The sequence below is a fragment of the Peptoniphilus catoniae genome, from assembly GCF_901447155.2.
Classification (GTDB): Bacteria; Bacillota; Clostridia; order Tissierellales; family Peptoniphilaceae; genus Peptoniphilus_E; species Peptoniphilus_E catoniae.
Genome location: NZ_LR588416.1, coordinates 28,226 through 44,587, shown reverse-complemented (window position 1 = coordinate 44,587; position 16,362 = coordinate 28,226). Strand labels below are relative to the sequence as shown.

At 34.8% G+C, this 16,362-nt stretch carries 16 protein-coding genes and 1 riboswitch; of the genes, 10 read left to right on the top strand and 6 right to left on the bottom strand.

What is annotated here, in order from left to right:
* Nucleotides 1-2: 2 nt before the first annotated feature.
* Nucleotides 3-1,442: an alanine/glycine:cation symporter family protein gene (locus PEPCATONIAE_RS06420; protein ID WP_218975527.1), complete on the top strand. Its 1,440-nt coding sequence runs from the start codon at nucleotides 3-5 to the stop codon at nucleotides 1,440-1,442.
* A gap of 42 nt (nucleotides 1,443-1,484) precedes the next feature.
* On the opposite strand, the gene PEPCATONIAE_RS06415 is transcribed toward PEPCATONIAE_RS06420, so the two are convergent.
* Genes PEPCATONIAE_RS06415 through ribD form a run of 5 tightly spaced genes read right to left on the bottom strand, consistent with a single transcriptional unit; the run spans nucleotide 1,485 to nucleotide 5,564 of the window.
* Nucleotides 1,485-2,141 (bottom strand): HAD family hydrolase, encoded by a 657-nt coding sequence (locus tag PEPCATONIAE_RS06415; RefSeq protein WP_138160307.1) that lies wholly within the window; start codon nucleotides 2,139-2,141, stop codon nucleotides 1,485-1,487.
* Nucleotides 2,134-2,604 (bottom strand): 6,7-dimethyl-8-ribityllumazine synthase, encoded by a 471-nt coding sequence (gene ribH, locus PEPCATONIAE_RS06410; protein WP_138160375.1) that lies wholly within the window; start codon nucleotides 2,602-2,604, stop codon nucleotides 2,134-2,136. The genes PEPCATONIAE_RS06415 and ribH overlap by 8 nt, the downstream gene beginning before the upstream one ends.
* Nucleotides 2,605-2,620: 16 nt before the next feature.
* Nucleotides 2,621-3,820 (bottom strand): bifunctional 3,4-dihydroxy-2-butanone-4-phosphate synthase/GTP cyclohydrolase II, encoded by a 1,200-nt coding sequence (locus tag PEPCATONIAE_RS06405; protein ID WP_138160306.1) that lies wholly within the window; start codon nucleotides 3,818-3,820, stop codon nucleotides 2,621-2,623.
* An 11-nt stretch (nucleotides 3,821-3,831) separates the two neighbouring features.
* A complete protein-coding gene (ribE, locus tag PEPCATONIAE_RS06400) occupies nucleotides 3,832-4,479 on the bottom strand; it encodes a riboflavin synthase (RefSeq protein ID WP_138160305.1) in 648 nt (215 codons plus the stop codon).
* Nucleotides 4,479-5,564, bottom strand: a complete 1,086-nt coding sequence (gene ribD / locus PEPCATONIAE_RS06395; protein ID WP_138160304.1) for a bifunctional diaminohydroxyphosphoribosylaminopyrimidine deaminase/5-amino-6-(5-phosphoribosylamino)uracil reductase RibD — start codon at nucleotides 5,562-5,564, stop codon at nucleotides 4,479-4,481. The genes ribE and ribD overlap by 1 nt, the downstream gene beginning before the upstream one ends.
* Before the next feature lie 86 nt (nucleotides 5,565-5,650).
* Nucleotides 5,651-5,762: riboswitch (FMN riboswitch) on the bottom strand.
* Nucleotides 5,763-5,894: 132 nt separating this feature from the next.
* On the opposite strand from ribD, the gene PEPCATONIAE_RS06390 reads away from it, so the two are divergent.
* From PEPCATONIAE_RS06390 to PEPCATONIAE_RS06365, 6 genes are all read left to right on the top strand, one after another.
* On the top strand, nucleotides 5,895-6,986 hold the full coding sequence (locus tag PEPCATONIAE_RS06390) for a zinc-ribbon domain-containing protein (RefSeq protein ID WP_138160303.1): 1,092 nt from the start codon (nucleotides 5,895-5,897) through the stop codon (nucleotides 6,984-6,986).
* Nucleotides 6,987-7,003: 17 nt separating this feature from the next.
* Nucleotides 7,004-8,164, top strand: coding sequence for a hypothetical protein (locus PEPCATONIAE_RS06385; protein WP_138160302.1), 1,161 nt, complete (start codon nucleotides 7,004-7,006; stop codon nucleotides 8,162-8,164).
* Nucleotides 8,149-9,153, top strand: coding sequence for a hypothetical protein (locus PEPCATONIAE_RS06380; protein WP_138160301.1), 1,005 nt, complete (start codon nucleotides 8,149-8,151; stop codon nucleotides 9,151-9,153). Before PEPCATONIAE_RS06385 ends, PEPCATONIAE_RS06380 begins: the two co-directional genes overlap by 16 nt.
* A 20-nt stretch (nucleotides 9,154-9,173) precedes the next feature.
* Nucleotides 9,174-10,475 carry a type IV secretory system conjugative DNA transfer family protein gene (locus tag PEPCATONIAE_RS06375; RefSeq protein WP_138160300.1) on the top strand — a complete coding sequence of 434 codons (1,302 nt, stop codon included), beginning with the start codon at nucleotides 9,174-9,176 and terminating at the stop codon, nucleotides 10,473-10,475.
* A gap of 184 nt (nucleotides 10,476-10,659) precedes the next feature.
* On the top strand, nucleotides 10,660-11,769 hold the full coding sequence (locus PEPCATONIAE_RS06370) for a site-2 protease family protein (protein ID WP_138160299.1): 1,110 nt from the start codon (nucleotides 10,660-10,662) through the stop codon (nucleotides 11,767-11,769).
* 162 nt (nucleotides 11,770-11,931) lie between these two features.
* Nucleotides 11,932-12,678 carry an SDR family NAD(P)-dependent oxidoreductase gene (locus tag PEPCATONIAE_RS06365; RefSeq protein ID WP_138160298.1) on the top strand — a complete coding sequence of 249 codons (747 nt, stop codon included), beginning with the start codon at nucleotides 11,932-11,934 and terminating at the stop codon, nucleotides 12,676-12,678.
* Between the two features lie 35 nt (nucleotides 12,679-12,713).
* Here PEPCATONIAE_RS06365 and PEPCATONIAE_RS06360 read toward each other — a convergent pair whose 3' ends face one another.
* Entirely contained in the window at nucleotides 12,714-13,283 is a 570-nt protein-coding gene (locus PEPCATONIAE_RS06360) for a zinc ribbon domain-containing protein (RefSeq protein ID WP_180339363.1), read from the bottom strand.
* A gap of 123 nt (nucleotides 13,284-13,406) precedes the next feature.
* On the opposite strand from PEPCATONIAE_RS06360, the gene PEPCATONIAE_RS06355 reads away from it, so the two are divergent.
* The 3 genes from PEPCATONIAE_RS06355 (at nucleotide 13,407) to PEPCATONIAE_RS06345 (ending at nucleotide 16,244) form a co-directional block, all read left to right on the top strand.
* Nucleotides 13,407-14,225: a tRNA 2-thiocytidine biosynthesis TtcA family protein gene (locus PEPCATONIAE_RS06355; protein ID WP_138160296.1), complete on the top strand. Its 819-nt coding sequence runs from the start codon at nucleotides 13,407-13,409 to the stop codon at nucleotides 14,223-14,225.
* Nucleotides 14,226-14,275: 50 nt separating this feature from the next.
* The gene (locus tag PEPCATONIAE_RS06350; RefSeq protein ID WP_138160295.1) at nucleotides 14,276-15,607 is read left to right on the top strand and encodes a D-alanyl-D-alanine carboxypeptidase family protein; all 1,332 of its coding nucleotides are present in this window, start codon (nucleotides 14,276-14,278) and stop codon (nucleotides 15,605-15,607) included.
* Nucleotides 15,608-15,716: 109 nt separating this feature from the next.
* The gene (locus tag PEPCATONIAE_RS06345; protein WP_138160294.1) at nucleotides 15,717-16,244 is read left to right on the top strand and encodes a hypothetical protein; all 528 of its coding nucleotides are present in this window, start codon (nucleotides 15,717-15,719) and stop codon (nucleotides 16,242-16,244) included.
* Nucleotides 16,245-16,362 lie beyond the last annotated feature (118 nt).

The window sequence follows — 16,362 nt, the reverse complement described above, 5'->3', positions numbered from 1 at the left end:
TTATGGCTGAGCTTATTAGTAAACTAAATGGAATGGTTTGGAGCATGGGCCTGGTACTGTTAGTTCTACTTGGAGGTTTATACTTTTCAGTTAGAATGGGATTTCCTCAAATAAGAAGAATTAAAGCTTTAATTAAGGCTTCTTCTGAAAAAAGCGAATCAGGTGAAAAAGGCTTAAATCAATTTCAATCATTTGTCCTTACAGCAGCAAGGACTGTAGGTGTAGGTAACATAGCCGGCATGGCTACAGGTATTCACTTTGGAGGTCCGGGAGCTATATTCTGGCTGTGGATACTTGCAATTTTCGGTTCCCCTATAGCTATGATTGAAGGTATAATGGCACAAACCTATAAAATTGAAGTTCATGGAGAATATAGAGGCGGCCCTGCCTACTATATGGAAAAGGGCTTTAAAAATAAAAAGATAGGTAGAGCTTTCGCTTTGTTTTATGCAGGTGTAGGAGTTTTTGCAGTTACACTTTTAATGCCCGGAGTTCAAACCTATAATATAGCCAAGGGTATAAACCTTGCCTTTGGAGTAAACATGGTAGTTGCAGGAGCAATATTTACAGCAGTACTTGCCCTTGTAATTTTAGGCGGATTGAAAAGAATAGGAAACGTTGCTCAAAGAGTATCACCTTTTATGGCTATAGCTTACTTTATAATGTCTCTTGTAGTAATAATTTTTAACTTTGACAAATTCCCAGGAGCAATTGCCCTAATATTTAAATCAGCTTTCGGTAAAGATGCAATTTTTGGAGCAATACTTGGTCAAGCTGTAAGCTGGGGTATTAAAAGAGGGGTATTCGCTAACGAAGTAGGTATCGGATCATCAGCAATTACCTCTGCAACAGCTGAAGTAAAGCACCCTGTAACTCAAGGATTAATTGGAGCTTTATCAGTATTTATGGGAACCTTTTTCGTTTGTACAACATCAGCTATTATGATAATAGTAACTAACTCTTACAACGTTGAAGGCCCCGGAGGCAAAATGATAGTTGAGAACCTACCTGGAGTTGAATATGGAAATGCTTATGTAATTAATGCAATTAACACAACAGTTCCGGGAATAGGAGCGGCATTTATAGCAATATCAGTTCTATGCTTCTCATCAGTGGCACTTCTCGCCTACTACCTATATGCTGAAAGTGATTTAGTATTTCTTGTAGGAGAAAAGAAAGGCCCTATAAAAATATTGAAAATTGTTTTTATAATTTCAGTATTCATAGGAAGCATTACACCTGTAGGTACTGTATGGGATATGGGAGACATGGCTCACGGTATGATGGCATGGATCAACATTATCACCCTATTGCTTATAGGTAATCAAGGAGTTAAGATTTTTAAGGACTATGAGGAACAGGAAAAGAAGGGTCAAAAGCCTGAGTTTAATCCTGAAAAGTTAGGACTTAATGATGTATCTAATGTTTGGAAAAACAAATAGAAAATAAATAAAGGGGTCGGCATTTACACCGATCCCTTATTTTTATTGCTTTAATTTTTTTATTGTAGGATAAAGATCCCCGGGGCTTGTAATTATATAATCTGCCGATTTAAGCTCTCCATCTTGGGAGTAACCGTAACCCGCACCTATAGATGAAAGATTATGCTTCTTAGCCATTTCTATGTCGTGAAACCTGTCTCCTACAACTATATATTCTCCTTGATAGTTGCTTTTAAGGTCTTTAAAAATTTCGTACTTCGGTTTAAAGTTATAGTCCTCGGCACAAAAGTAGTCTGTAAAAAACCTGTCTAAATTAAAATTCTTTCTATGTGTTTCCATATAAATGTTTTTGCAATTACTTAGAAATATAAGCCTATATCCATCCTTAACAAGCTTAGTTAAAGTTTCTTCAATACCGGGATAGAGTTTTGCTGTGCCGTTTTTTATAAGATGAATCATTTCTTCTCCTATTATGTCGCTGGCATGATCCTTAACCTCTTTAGGCAGATCCGGACCGAAAGACTCCCACATTTCATATTTGTTATAGCCTAACCACTTGGTAACCTCTTTAACTTCAAAATTTCTATTTTGTCTATAGCCGGACTCAACTAAATATTTATAGGCACTCAGGAAGGCCGGATAGTATATATAGCTTGTTTCGTGGAGGGTACCGTCATAGTCAAAGATAATATTAGTCATTTTCTATTTCTCTAATAAGGTTTACCATTTCTATTACATTAAGAGCACAGTCATATCCCTTGTTGCCAACCTTTGTACCTGCTCTTTCAATAGCCTGTTCTATATTTTCCGTAGTAAGGATGCCGAAGGCTACAGGCACATCTGTTTTTAAAGACACTTGAGCAATGCCTTTAGTTACTTCGTTGCACACATAATCATAGTGAGAAGTGCTGCCTCTTATTACTGCACCTAGGGCTATAATTGCATCATAATTTCCTTTTTTTGCAAGCTTTGATGCTATTAGTGGGATTTCAAAAGCTCCCGGTACCCAAAAGATATCTATGTCATCTTCTGACACATTATGACGAGTAAGTCCGTCTATAGCTCCGCTTAAAAGCTTAGAGGTAATAAATTCATTAAATCTTGAAACTACTATTGCAACCTTGGTTTTTTCTGATACTAATTTACCTTCAAATGTTTTTATATTCATACTCTTCCTCCTAGTAATTTAAAATGTGACCCATTTTTTCTTTTTTAGTTTTCAAGTAACGTCTGTCTTCATCTCTTAAAGGCATTTGAATAGGAACTCTTTTTAAAATCTTCATGCCGTAGTCCTCAAGCTGGTAAACCTTGTCGGGATTATTGGTTAAAAGTCTCATACTTTTAACTCCCAAATCTCTTAAAATTTGTGCTCCTATATAGTATTCTCTAAGGTCCCCTTTAAAGCCCAAGGCTATATTTGCTTCAAGGGTATCCATACCCTTATCTTGAAGCTCGTAGGCTTTAAGCTTGTTAATAAGTCCTATTCCTCTGCCTTCCTGTCTCATATAAAGAAGCACACCTCTGCCTTCTTCTTCAATTTGAGTCATGGCCCTTGCAAATTGATCTCCGCAATCGCACTTTAAGGATCCGAAGCAGTCACCTGTTAAACATTCTGAGTGAACTCTTACAAGAAGGTCCTCTCCATCTCCTATATCCCCCTTAACTAGGGCTACATGATGTTCATTGTTAAGTTTATTTACAAAGCCGTGAGCTACAAAGTTGCCGTATTTTGTCGGAAGTTTTGTAACAGCTACTTCTTCCACAAGCTTGTCATATTTTTTCCTATAGTCTTGAAGGGCTTTAATAGTTATAAATTTAAGATTTTTTTCCTCTGCAAGTTTTATCAGGTCCTTGGTTCTCATCATGTGACCGTCATCATTCATTACCTCGCAGCAAAGTCCACAGGTTTTAAGTCCCGCTATTTTCATAAGGTCTACTGTAGCTTCAGTATGTCCGTTTCTCTCAAGGACCCCATGTTCCTTGGCAAGTAGGGGAAACATATGACCCGGTCTTCTAAAGTCTTCAGGCTTTGAATTTTCATCAACAACCTTCATTGCGGTTATGGATCTTTCTGCAGCTGATATGCCTGTAGTTGTATCCACATGGTCTATGGAAACTGTAAAGGCTGTTTCGTGGTTATCTGTATTGTTTGAAACCATTTGAGGAAATCTAAGCTTCTCTACATAGTCTCTAGTCATAGGCATACATATTAAACCCTTGCCGTAGGTTGCCATAAAGTTGACATTTTCAGTAGTGGCAAATTCTGCAGCACAAATAAGGTCTCCCTCGTTTTCCCTATCCTCGTCATCTGTTACTAAAATCATTTTGCCTTGTTTTAAATCTTCAACTGCTTCTTTAATAGTGCTGAATTTAAACATTTATATCCTCCCTAAAATCCGTGTAATTTAAGAAAATCTTCATCGATTTTGCTTTCAATTGTATTTTCATCCTTATAGGTTAAAAGTCTTTCAACATACTTACCTAAAAGGTCATTTTCCAAATTAACCTCATCCCCTAAGGTCTTTGTGTAAAGAACTGTAGACTTAATAGTGTGGGGAATACATGAAACCTTAAAGCTTTCTTTCTTAAGCTCTGCTACTGTAAGGCTTATGCCGTCAATGGCAATGGAGCCTTTCTCAACAACATACTTTAAAATATTGGAACCTGCTTTTATTTCAAACCAAATGGCAATATCATCCCTATAAATATCAATAATTTTGCCAACTCCGTCTATGTGGCCGCTTACTATATGACCTCCAAACCTGCCATTTAATGCCATGGCTCTTTCAAGATTTAACAAGTCTCCTTGTTTAACCTTTGATATGGCGGATCTTTTTAAGCTTTCATGCATAATATCTGCAGAAAAAGAACCCTTTGTAAAATCCGTGACAGTTAAACATATTCCGTTTACTGCTATACTGTCACCTAAGTGTATGTCGGATAAAATTTTTTCGGCTGATATTTCTATTCTGCAGGAGGAGTTTGAATTTTTAATGGTTTTAACCTTTCCAAGTTCTTCAACTATACCTGTAAACATTAAAGATCACCTTCAATTAAAAAGTCCCTGTCTATTTGTTTGATACTTATATTTTTAACCTTTAAGCTGTCCTTCAGATACTTAAAGCCTTCTCCTCCCAAGGGAGTTTTGGCATCCTTTCCTCCAATTAAGATAGGTGCTATATAAGCATAAACCTTGTTAAGGCAGCCTGATTTTAAAAGACTGTCGTTAATTATTCCTCCACCTTCAACAAGGACTGAATCTATTTTAATTTCTCCTAAATAGGCAAAGAGTTCTTTTAAGTCTACGCCTATTTTACTTTCATTTAAAAATATACCTTCAAAGCCTAAATCTATATAAGGCTTAAAGGAATTTTTATTTTTCTCGGAGGTTGCAATAAAGGTTTTAATTTCCCTTGCACTTTTAGCAATTTTAGAATCTAAAGGAGTTCTAAGATTAGTGTCGCAAATTATTCTTATAGGATTTTTGTTGACGCCATGAAGTCTACAGTTAAGCATGGGATCATCTTTAAGCACTGTACCTAGGCCAACAAGAATAGAGGAGTATTTAAGCCTTAGCCTATGAACATCCTCTCTTGATTTTTCACAGCTTATCCATTTAGAATCACCGGTTGATGTGGCGATTTTTCCGTCAAGGCTCATGGCATATTTCATTGCGACAAAGGGCTTTTTATTTTTTATATAGTGAAAGAATATTTCATTAAGTTTAAGACATTCATCTTCTAAAACTCCCTCCACCACCTCTATGCCATTGTCTTTAAGCTCTTTAATACCTCTTCCCGCAACTAAAGGATTGGGGTCTTTTGAGCCTATTACTACTTTTTTAATTCCGACCTCTATTAGTTTTTTGCTACAGGGAGGCTGGGAACCGTAGTGGGAGCAAGGCTCCAAAGTAACATAGATAGTTGAGCCTTTAGGATCCTCTATGGCACTGTTTATTGCATTTACTTCGGCGTGCTCCTTGCCGTAGACTTGGTGATAACCTTGTCCAATAATTTTTCCGTTTTTTACTATAACCGCTCCAACCATAGGGTTGGGGTTTACATAACCCATGCCGCCCTTTGCAAGGTCGAGGGCAAGTTTCATATATTCTTGGTCTTTCATATTTACCTTTCTCAGTTTAATTACAATAAAAAAAGTCCTGATCTTCAGGACATAAAAGCACAATTAAAAGAAGCAAAGAAATCTTGCCTAATCTTCTTCCATCCAGACTGTACTGTCGGCTTCGGATTTTCACCGAATCAGCTTACGCTCGCGGGCTTTACCGCCGGTGGGGACTTGCACCCCGCCCTGAAGATATCTATTAAACTAAAAAAATTATAGGACACTTTAAAAACTTTGTCAAGGTAAGGACTTTAAAAGCTATTTGATTGAAAAGGTTAAGCTTATATACTAGAATGTAAGAGAATATTATTTAACAAAGGAGGGATAAAGGTGTTTTGTCAAAATTGTGGTGCTTACAATGAAGACGATGCGAAATTCTGCGGATCTTGCGGGAGCGAATTAGAAGGAATTCCGCCTATGGATAATGATGACTTTGAAGACACTCAGATTCTTGATAGTAATCTAAACTATAGTCAAAGCAATAATCAAGAGCAAACCTATAATAATAACTTCAATAACAATCAAAGCTATACAAATGAAGGAAACTATAGAAGCAATTATAATTATAATAATCAGGACTATAGGAATGACTGGGACTATAGGGAGACTGATGATGGCAGAAAGAAAAAAATTATTATTGGAATAATAGTGGGTCTTCTTACTCTGGTGGTTTTAGTTTCAATATTCTTAATACTTAAAAGAAAAAAGGACAATGAGGACTACTTTAAAGGCGAAAATTCTTACAACAGTTCACAAAGCTCTGATAATGACAACAACAATTACGGTGAAGATTTAGATTATGAGGAAGACTATTCCGACGTCTTAGCAGATGCAAGCCGTGAAGTTGGAAAGGGCAATTATAAGGAAGCGGTAGATTTATATGAGTCTATACCTTCCTACTCTGAGGATTATTATAGAGCTCAAGATGAAATCAAAGCTTTGGAAGATAAAATGGTAACGGGACTCCAAAGAAAGTTTGAAGAAGCAGATTATGAAGGGGTAAATGAAGACGCTAACAGTTATCTTGAGGTCTTTCCTGAAAGCGCCAAAATTTGGGAAATGAAAAGCAAGGCTCAAAATGAAATAGCCTATAACGACAAGGTACAGCTTGAAGAAGAAATTGAAAGGCAAAAGCAAGAATCCGATTCAAATTATTATGGATATGATGATTATGAAGATTATTATGATTACGAAGACTATGAAGACTATGATTACTATGAATATCCTGATCCGGTTTACTTTAACGTACAAGCAAGTACAGGAAATGTAAGAGAGGCACCGGACATTAATTCAAATGTTGTTGACAAAGTCTACAAGGGAGAAGAGGTTTTAGTATACAGTCTTTATTATGATGGAGAGAGAATCTGGTGTGAATTGGATTATGGATGGATTTCAGCGAAGCTTTTAACAGGAGAATATTAAAAAGAGAGGAGTAATTTATGGCAAAATTTTGTACAAAGTGCGGCAGACCTTTAGAAGAAGGAGAAGTTTGCGATTGCACAAAAAACCAAAACACCTATAACAATGCCCAAGGACAAGGAAGTCAAAACTTTCAAAATCATACAGGTCAACAAAACTTTAATTATCAAGGGGGCAATAATAAATCCTTTGAAGATAAGAATTTAAAAGACGATTTCAACTACTGGCAGGGAAAATTTCAAGAAAAAGTTGGAGAATCCTTTAAGGAAAAGGTAAACGACTACAAGAAGATGAATGATGAAATGAACTATTCAGGCGGAATAATTGTACCTGAAATTATAGCCAGCAGTGAAGGAGAAATACCTGTTAGACAATATGATCTGACTGTTTTTAAAAATGTATTTCTAGGTTTCTTTACTTATTCAAAATCAATAGGTAAACTTCTTGTAACAAATAAGAGAGTTTTATTTTCAGCCAAGGGAAGAAATATAAACGGAACAACTAATTTGCAAAATGAATTTAATTTAAATGAAATTGCAGGTATGAGTGCTTCTAAAAATTATATTCCCCATGTAGGTAAATTTATTTTAGGTTTGATTTTAACTTCATTTATTTCATCAATACTATTGGGAATAAATGCAAGGCTGTTTTATGATAGCCCCACTGCAATAAAATTTTCAGGCTTTGTTTTCATAGCCATAGGCATTCTTGCAAGTATCCTTATAAAGAAAAACAATTTTTTATCTTTACTTGCCGCCACTGTTATTTTAACCGGAGTCACCTTACTCTTAGGGACGGGTGTTATAGAATCCTATCTACCTATATTTTCGAACTACGGCTATTACGGATACTACGATACTCCTGATGGATTTATGTTCCTTATTTATATTATTTTAGACATTATATTTTTTGTATACTATATTATTCGCCTTTGGGTTTTCAGCCAAATTCCAAATTTAACCTTCTACATGGATACAAGGGCGAAATCATCAGTAATTTTCATTGAAAGAAGAAAAAGAAGATTTTTAGGACTTTTTGTAGATAATAAGTCAGAAAACTCAGGATTCGATTATGTTCTTCCCACACCTGAGACAGACCTTGCTCTTAGAGAAGTGGGAGCAATTATTTCTGATATTCAAACTCAAGGTGATTACGGTATAAATAAATGGAAGAATATCTAACTGATAGCCTTAAAGCCTTGTACAATATCGGCAACTCCAAAGTCTCTAATTTAGAATCAGTTTCTAAGGAACTTAGTGAAAAATATAATCTTAATCAAAACAAGGGTCAATCCTATAATGAGCTTTTAAATGTCCTTAACAATCAATTTTATATAAATAATGAGGTCGGTATAAAAAAATCCTCCCTGGGAGCAACTGAATTTAATTTCATTAATGGTTCAAATTTGAAGCTCGATTATGAAAAACTTTTTAATCCTTCAGAGGGAGCAATACCCGGCTTAGATGCTTTAAGCCTAAAGTCCAAGGGCAAAATTTTAGATGGACTAAGCACTACATCTGAGATTTCTCCCTCCGGAACAAGTCACGGAGTGGAAACTATATTTTTTAAGACAAAGGACAACACCTTTAATATAGGACTTGATACAAGTGCCAAAATGGACTTTAAAAACCTTGATTTTGATTTAGCCTTTAAGCCCAAGGCAAAAATCGGAAACTTTACTGTAGGCTTAAATTTTTCAAAACTTCTTGATTTAAAAAACGGTCCTTCAATTAAACCTGTTTTTGATTATGCTCCTGAAAATCCTAATATTTTTCAAGCATCTCTATTAAAAAGTTTAGCCATGGTAAGACTTGCTAAGGAAGCCTTGTTTTTAATAGGTAGCGGTCTTGACTATGGTGAGGATTTTGAAAAGACTCAGGAAGAGAATGAGAAGTACAACCTTGAAGAGGTAAATGAAGAAGATATAAACCTTGATCTCGAAAAGTTTAACATGGAAACAGAAGAGGAGCAGCAAAGGGAAGCTTACGAGGAAGAGCTTGAGGCAAGGCAACAGCAAAGGGAAGCTTACGAGGAAGAGCTTGAAGCAAGGCAACAAAAAAGAGAAGCTTACGAAGAGGAATTGAAGGAAAGAGAAGAAGAAAAAAAGGCCTATGAGGAAAGCTTGGAATCAGAGGAAGAATATATGTCTACAGATGAGATAAGCAGGTAAAAGCTTAGGGGGATGAAACATTGCTCAAAAAGACTGAAGTATTTACAGGTAACTCCTTAGATCTTAATCCCGGAATTATAGAAAAGGGCACCGATCCGATTTATTTTTACGGCAGGGATTACAAAGGAAATCTTATGAATCTGCCCTTAACAAGGGAGCTTTTAAGCAAGCATATGTTGATTATGGGAAGTATAGGCACAGGCAAGACCAATGTATTTTTTCAGCTTATAGATCAGCTTAGCGAAAAAGCTACCGATAAGGATGTTTTTATAATTTTTGATACTAAGGGAGAATTTCGCGAGAGTTTTTACAGAAAGGGAGATATTGTAATAAGCAACGATGAAACTGCCACAGGTCCCCTTGGACAAAACTATTGGAATATATTTAATGAAATAGATTCCTCAAGTCCCGAGGAGAGTATTTTGGAAATTGCATCTACAATTTTTCAAGATAAGATAAAAAATACATCTCAACAATTTTTTCCCATGGCTGCAAGAGATATATTTTCAGCTATTTTGACTCATTTTTATAGAAGCAGGGACAAAATAGAAGTAAACAACAAATTATTAAGGGATTTTCTCGACGAATCAAGTCCTGATTTAATAAGGAGAATGATTGGTCAGCATAGGGACTTTACCAACATGATATCTTATATATCAGATGATCGTTCAGGTCAGACTCAGGGAGTTATTTCAGAATTGCAACAGGGAGTAAGGGAGGTTTTTCTCGGCAACTTTAAAAAAGAGGGAGATCTTTCCATAAGAAACCTGGTAAGAGCAAAGGGTGGCAGACGATGCTTTATTGAGTATGATTTGGCAGTAGGTAAGGTTTTATCGCCTATTTATACTCTGCTTTTTGATCTTGCAATAAAGGAAGCCCTGTCAAGAAAGAAGACAGAAGGAAACACATATTTTATAGTTGACGAGTTCAGTCTGCTTCCAAATCTAAGTCATATAGATGACGGGGTTAACTTTGGAAGAAGTCTAGGTATTAAATTTATAATAGGAATTCAAAACATAGAACAGATTTATGAAATATATAAGGAAAATCGTTCGAAATCTTTGCTATCAGGCTTCTTAACAAGTATTTGTTTTAAGGTTAATGATGCAAGCTCTAAAAACTATATTCAGGACCTTCATGGAAAAAATAGAAAGAAGGAAGTGTTTATGTCTTCTATACAAAACAGAGGTATCGTTGAAGAAATTCGAGATGCCTATGTAGTTGAGAACTGGGACTTGGCTAATCTTAGAGTCGGGGAAGCAATTATAAACTTTCCTGTAGGCAATCCTTTTATTTATAGGTTTAATCAGGTTAAACCCTAAGTGAGTAAATATATAAAATAAAGCACTGTGATTACAATCACGGTGTTTTTATTTTTTATAAACTAATTATTAAAATTAAAAGTCAGAGAGATTTAATTTTACTTAACCTCCTTTTACAATTAAGTCCTTGAATTTAATTGAAGAATTAGCTTAAAGATAATATACTGTTTAACGGAGGTTTTTTATGAAGAAGTTAAAAAGACTATTGATCTTTATTTATATTGTGGTTTTTTCCTTTGCCATAGGATATTTTTCAGGCTATATAGATGACAGTACGGCAAATTATGAGGCGATAAAGGAAAGCTACGGATTTTTTATTCACTTTATAAAGCTATTTCTACTTGCCCTTGCGATTTTAAGTCAAGTTGTTTTACATGAGTTAGGTCATTTAGTTGCAGGGTTGGCAAAGGGTTATGAATTTATAATGTTTAGAGTTGGAAATTTAGCACTCGTAAAAAGACAAGAGGGTTTTACCTTAGGCAGGTTTAACATACCAGGAACAGGAGGACAGGCTCTTCTTGCACCTAAGGCCAAGGCATATTCTAATTATAGTTACAAACTCTATATGTATGGAGGAGTTATTTCCAATCTTATTTTTTCATTTTCAGCAGTTTTTTTCTTTATCTTTGCCAAGGAATATTTTTTGAGAGTTTTTCTACTCTACTTCTTTGCCATGGGAATGATTTCAGCAGCTTTTAATGGAATAGCATTTTCATCAGCTATAGCAAATGATGCAATGAATGCAAAATACATGGATATGCATGAAGAATATAGAATATTTACTTCTTATAGCTTAAAGCTAAGTAAATTTCTTGCCAATGGCAAGGGTCTTTCGGATTTTGATGAGGATGAAATAAATTATCTTAAAAAAACAAATTTTGAATTTGCTGAAGGCTATGTTTTGTTAGGGGACTATTATGGGGAGCTTTTAGAGGAGAAACTTGCAGAAAAGTATTATAAGAAGGCACTAAATAAAGAATTCTTAACAGGAGAGCTTCAAAAGATGTCTGTGGTTAACGAGCTTGTATATATAAGTCTTGTTAATGGAAAAACTGAGGACTTTAATAGCTATTACACTGAAGACTACAAGGAATTTTTAGACAAGTACCTATCTAAAATGATTATAGGATTTTACAGTCGCTATGCCCTAGCTCTTCTTATGGAGTCTGATGAGAAAAAATCGGAAGATATAAAAAAAGAATTTTATCGATATTCAAAGAAATATATATTTACAGGTTCTATTAAAGATGCAAAGAATAAAATAGAAACAGTTGACCAATTGTATTACAAGTAGACATTAATTTCATTTATTATTGATAATTTTTTGCAAATTAAAGGTTTTGCACTAAAGATTGGGTATAATACTAAAGGTTATTGTTATTTAACACTTAGCTTAAATTAGCTTGTGCTTTTAAAACATATAGTGGTTTTTGTAATATTAAAAGAGGAGGAAGTCATGTTACTAAAAGATAAGGTAGCAATAATAACAGGAGGAACCAGAGGTATAGGAAAGGCAACTGTAAAGGAGTTTCTAAAAGAAGGAGCTAAGGTAATTTTAGCAGGTTCAAGAGAAGAAACTGTTAACAAGGCTCTTAAAGAAATTAAGGCTGATAATCCTGATGCAAAGGTTGAAGGAGTCTATCCTAACCTTAAGGATTACAACAGTGTAAAGGAATGCTTTGACAAGATAAAAGAGAAGTACGGTCGTATTGATATACTTGTAAATAATGCCGGAGTATCAGCATCAGAGCCTTTTTCAACCTATACACAGGAAATGTTTGAAAAGGTAATAGATATTAATATTGTAGCTGTGTTTAATTGTTCAAGAGCAGTTTATGATACTATGGTGGAACAAAAATCAGGCTGTATACTTAACACTTCATCAATGGTAAGTAGAGATGCTCAACCAAGTGGAATAGCTTATCCTACAAGCAAGTTCGCAGTTAACGGCTTTACCCTTGCTTTAGCAAGAGAGCTTGCTCCCTATGGTATTCGTGTTAATGCTGTGGCTCCCGGAATTACCAACACTGATATGGTAAGTGCCCTTTCAGATGAAATGATTAAGCCGCTAATTAATGCAATTCCTCTAAAAAGACTTGGAGAACCTGAAGATATAGCTCAAGCCTTTGCATTTTTGGCAAGTGAAAAAGCTTCTTACATTTCAGGACAAGTTCTTCATGTAGATGGACTTATGAGAGTATAAGATAAATGAAAAAGAGTAGACAAAAGAGTCTACTCTTATTTTTTTACAAAACTTTTGCCGCAATAGGGGCAGTAGTTAAAATTATCATCTAAAGACTCTCCACAGTAGGGACAGTATTTATAAGACCTTTTATCCTTAGGAGATAAGTCTTTATTACTTAGAGAGTTATTAACGGTAATTTCTTCAGTTGAAGAATAAATATCATTGGGAAGCGTGTTACTGTTTCCTTTTTCCCTTAAAAAATCTTCCTTAAGATAATCAAGCCTTGATTTCATTTTCTTTGAATTTTCATTTATACGATATCTATCCTTAGCATCTATGTGCTTTCTTTCCCTTGATGGCATAATATAAATATTGTTAAATTCATCTTCCTCATTAAAATCTTCCGGGATTTTGTCTTTCTCCCTGTCTCTTAAATAGGAGCTTATAAGGAAGACACCCATAAGGATAAAAATAAGTCCCAGGGCAGGAAACATATAGCCTATTATAAAGTTGCCTTGTGCTCTTACACTTGAAGTGTTAATGTATGATACAACAATCCAAGCAAGACCTATAAGAATTACTCCAAGGCCTAAAATGAAATTTAAAAAGTTTTTCTTTTTCATAGCAATCTCTCCTGTAAGCATTTTACACCAAAAATAAATTCAAGGCACTTGTAAAATAAAATGCTATGCACTTATAATAGTATAGCAAAGAAAGTCATAGATAATAAATAGAAGGGGACTGTTTTGGATAAGAAAGTAAAAACTATTAGTGATATAGAAAGATCTCTTATAAAGACTTATAGAAAATATATTTGGTCAAATTTCATAAAGGCCATTAAGGATTATGAAATGATAGATGACGGAGACAAAATTGCCGTAGCCATATCAGGAGGCAAGGATTCTCTAACCTTGGCAAAGCTTTTTCAGGAGCTTCAAAAGCATAGTAAGAGAAAATTTGAGCTTGAATTTATTGCTATGGATCCGGGATATAGAAAGGAAAATCGTGAGCTTTTAGAATATAATTGTAAAATGCTTCACATACCGGTTAAGGTTCACGAGTCTGATATATTTGAAGTGGCAAACAGACTGGACGGGGATAATCCCTGTTATATGTGCGCCAGAATGAGAAGGGGAAATCTATATTCTAAGGCTCAGGAGCTTGGCTGCAACAAGCTGGCCTTGGGACATCATTTTAATGATGTAGTTGAAACAATTTTATTAAATGTACTTTTTGCCGGCAATTACAAGACCATGATGCCTAAACTACATTCTAAAAATTTTGAAGGCCTGGAGCTTATAAGACCCATGTATTATATAAAGGAAGAATCCATTAAAAGCTTTATGAATTTTACGGGGCTTAAGGCTCTTGACTGTGCCTGCACCGTAACGGAGAAAAAAGAAGGAAACATGAGGTTCTTTATAAAGGATCTTATAGAAGATCTTAAAAAGACAAATAAAAATGTTGATATTAATATTTTAAGGTCTGCTGAAAATGTTGACCTTGGAGCTATAATAGCTTATAAAAATAATGGAGAAATAATAAGCTTTTTGGATAATTATTAATTTTAGAAATAAGTTCCTTGTAGCTTTTAACATTATATAGGAGTGAGTAAATGAAAAAATTTCTTTGCCTGATGTTGGCAATAGTTGTACTATTTCCTTCAGGAGTCCTTGGACAAAAGATATCAGATACAAGTAAGACCGGAAATGCTTCCAAAAAAGTTGAAACAAAAGAAACTGAAGAAATAAGAAATCAAAATATTTGGGTACCCACAAAAAATGGAGTTCAAAGGGCGACCTATGAAGAAGCTTTAAAAATTGAAAGCTTAAAAGCAAAACCTCTTACGGAGCTTACTAAGTCTTATCTTCTAGGGGACTATAAAAGCGGAAAAATTTTAGAATCCTATAATATAGATGAAGTAAGGGCAATGGCATCAACATCTAAGCTCGTTGCAGTATTTGTAGTCCTGGACGAGCTCGAAAGAGGAAGCATATCCAAGGATGATATAGTTTTAATAGATAGGGAAGCTGCACTTTTAGGAGGATCAAGCTATAAATTAAAGGAAAATGATCAAAGGACAGTACAGGAATTACTGGAGGCCTCTTTAATCGTATCCGGAAACGACGCTATAACAGCCCTTGCTAAACACATTGCCGGATCTCAGGAAGCCTTTGTGGAAATGATGAATGACAAGTGCAAGGAGCTTGGGCTTAAAAATGCTTCTATGGTTAACCCCACAGGCCTTACAAACTATGAAATTGAAGATTATAATAAAATGACTACAAGAGAGATGTTTCTTTTAGCAAGGGAGCTTATTATGAAACATCCTGAAGTTTTGGAAATAACATCAAAAGATAAAATAGAGGAGCCGGACAGAAACTTTGTAGAATATAATACAAATCCCTCTCTTGGAATAGTTGAAGGGATTGACGGACTTAAAACAGGCTATACAAATGCTGCAGGAAGATGCCTAATAAGCACAGGACTACAAAAAGGAGAAGAGAAAAAGAGCCTTGATACAAGACTCATAGGTATAACGACAGGCTCTCCAAGTGACTGGGCAAGATATGTTGCTGCAAACAAACTTATGGAAGAGGGTTTTAAAAAGTACAAGTATATCTACATAGGAGACCCTGAAAATGCCATAACAAGCATAAAAATTGAAAATGCTGCTCAAGATAAAATTGATCTTTATGAGAAATCACAAGGTTCAATTCTTTGGGATGGTAAAAGTGAAATTAAAAGAGAATTTATTTTTAAGGAGGACCTTAAACCTCCTATAGATGTTGGAGAAACTCTTGGCAGTGTAAAATACACAATGAATGGGGAAGAAATTTTAAAACTTGACTTAATAAATAAGGACAGGGTTACTCAAAAGGGAATACTTTTTAAGATAAAGGACATGTATGAAAATATCTTTATAAATATAAGAGAAGCGGCCTAAATTTATTGCCATAAAAAACATATAGCAAAAAGATATAAATTAAAAATAAAGGGTATATTAGTAGTGTCGATTATAAAAATAATATATTTAATGAACTAGGAGGTTTTTTATGGACAATATTATAGAAGAAGTAAAGGGATTATATCGAATTTTAAAATTAAAAGAATTTAGAAAAACAGAAGGTGTTGTATTTGATGTAATAGGAAAATCAAATGTAATGAAGGTAGATGCCATAGACAGAGTTATTCATAAGGGTGCCGCTATATCCCCGGGATCTGTAGAAGGAGTGGAAAGACCTTGGTATATGCATACACATCAAGATGACAACCTATTTGTACTCGCAGGTGAAAGACACGTTGACCTTTACAGTGTAGAACATGGAAAGGTTGAAAGCTTTGTTGTAACTCCAGAATATATTGAGCACAACGGCAAGAGAGTAGTAGATGGTGGAGCAGTATTAGTTTGGCCTGTAAATGTATTTCATAGAGTAAGAAGCGGTGAAGACGGATCTCGTTCAATTAACCTTGCAACTCATTATGAAGGCTTTGATATTAAGACTAACTTCAACATTTATGATCTTAATACCGAAACAGGAGAATACAAGGTTATAAGAGAAGGATATAAGGATCAAAAATAATTAAAAAATAGTGAAGGGGCCAAGGCTCCTTCTATTTTTATGAAGAAAAAAGTCTATAAATCACTTATAATAAACCTTTTTAAACAAGGCTATAAAGCCACTTATAAGAGTTGTAAAA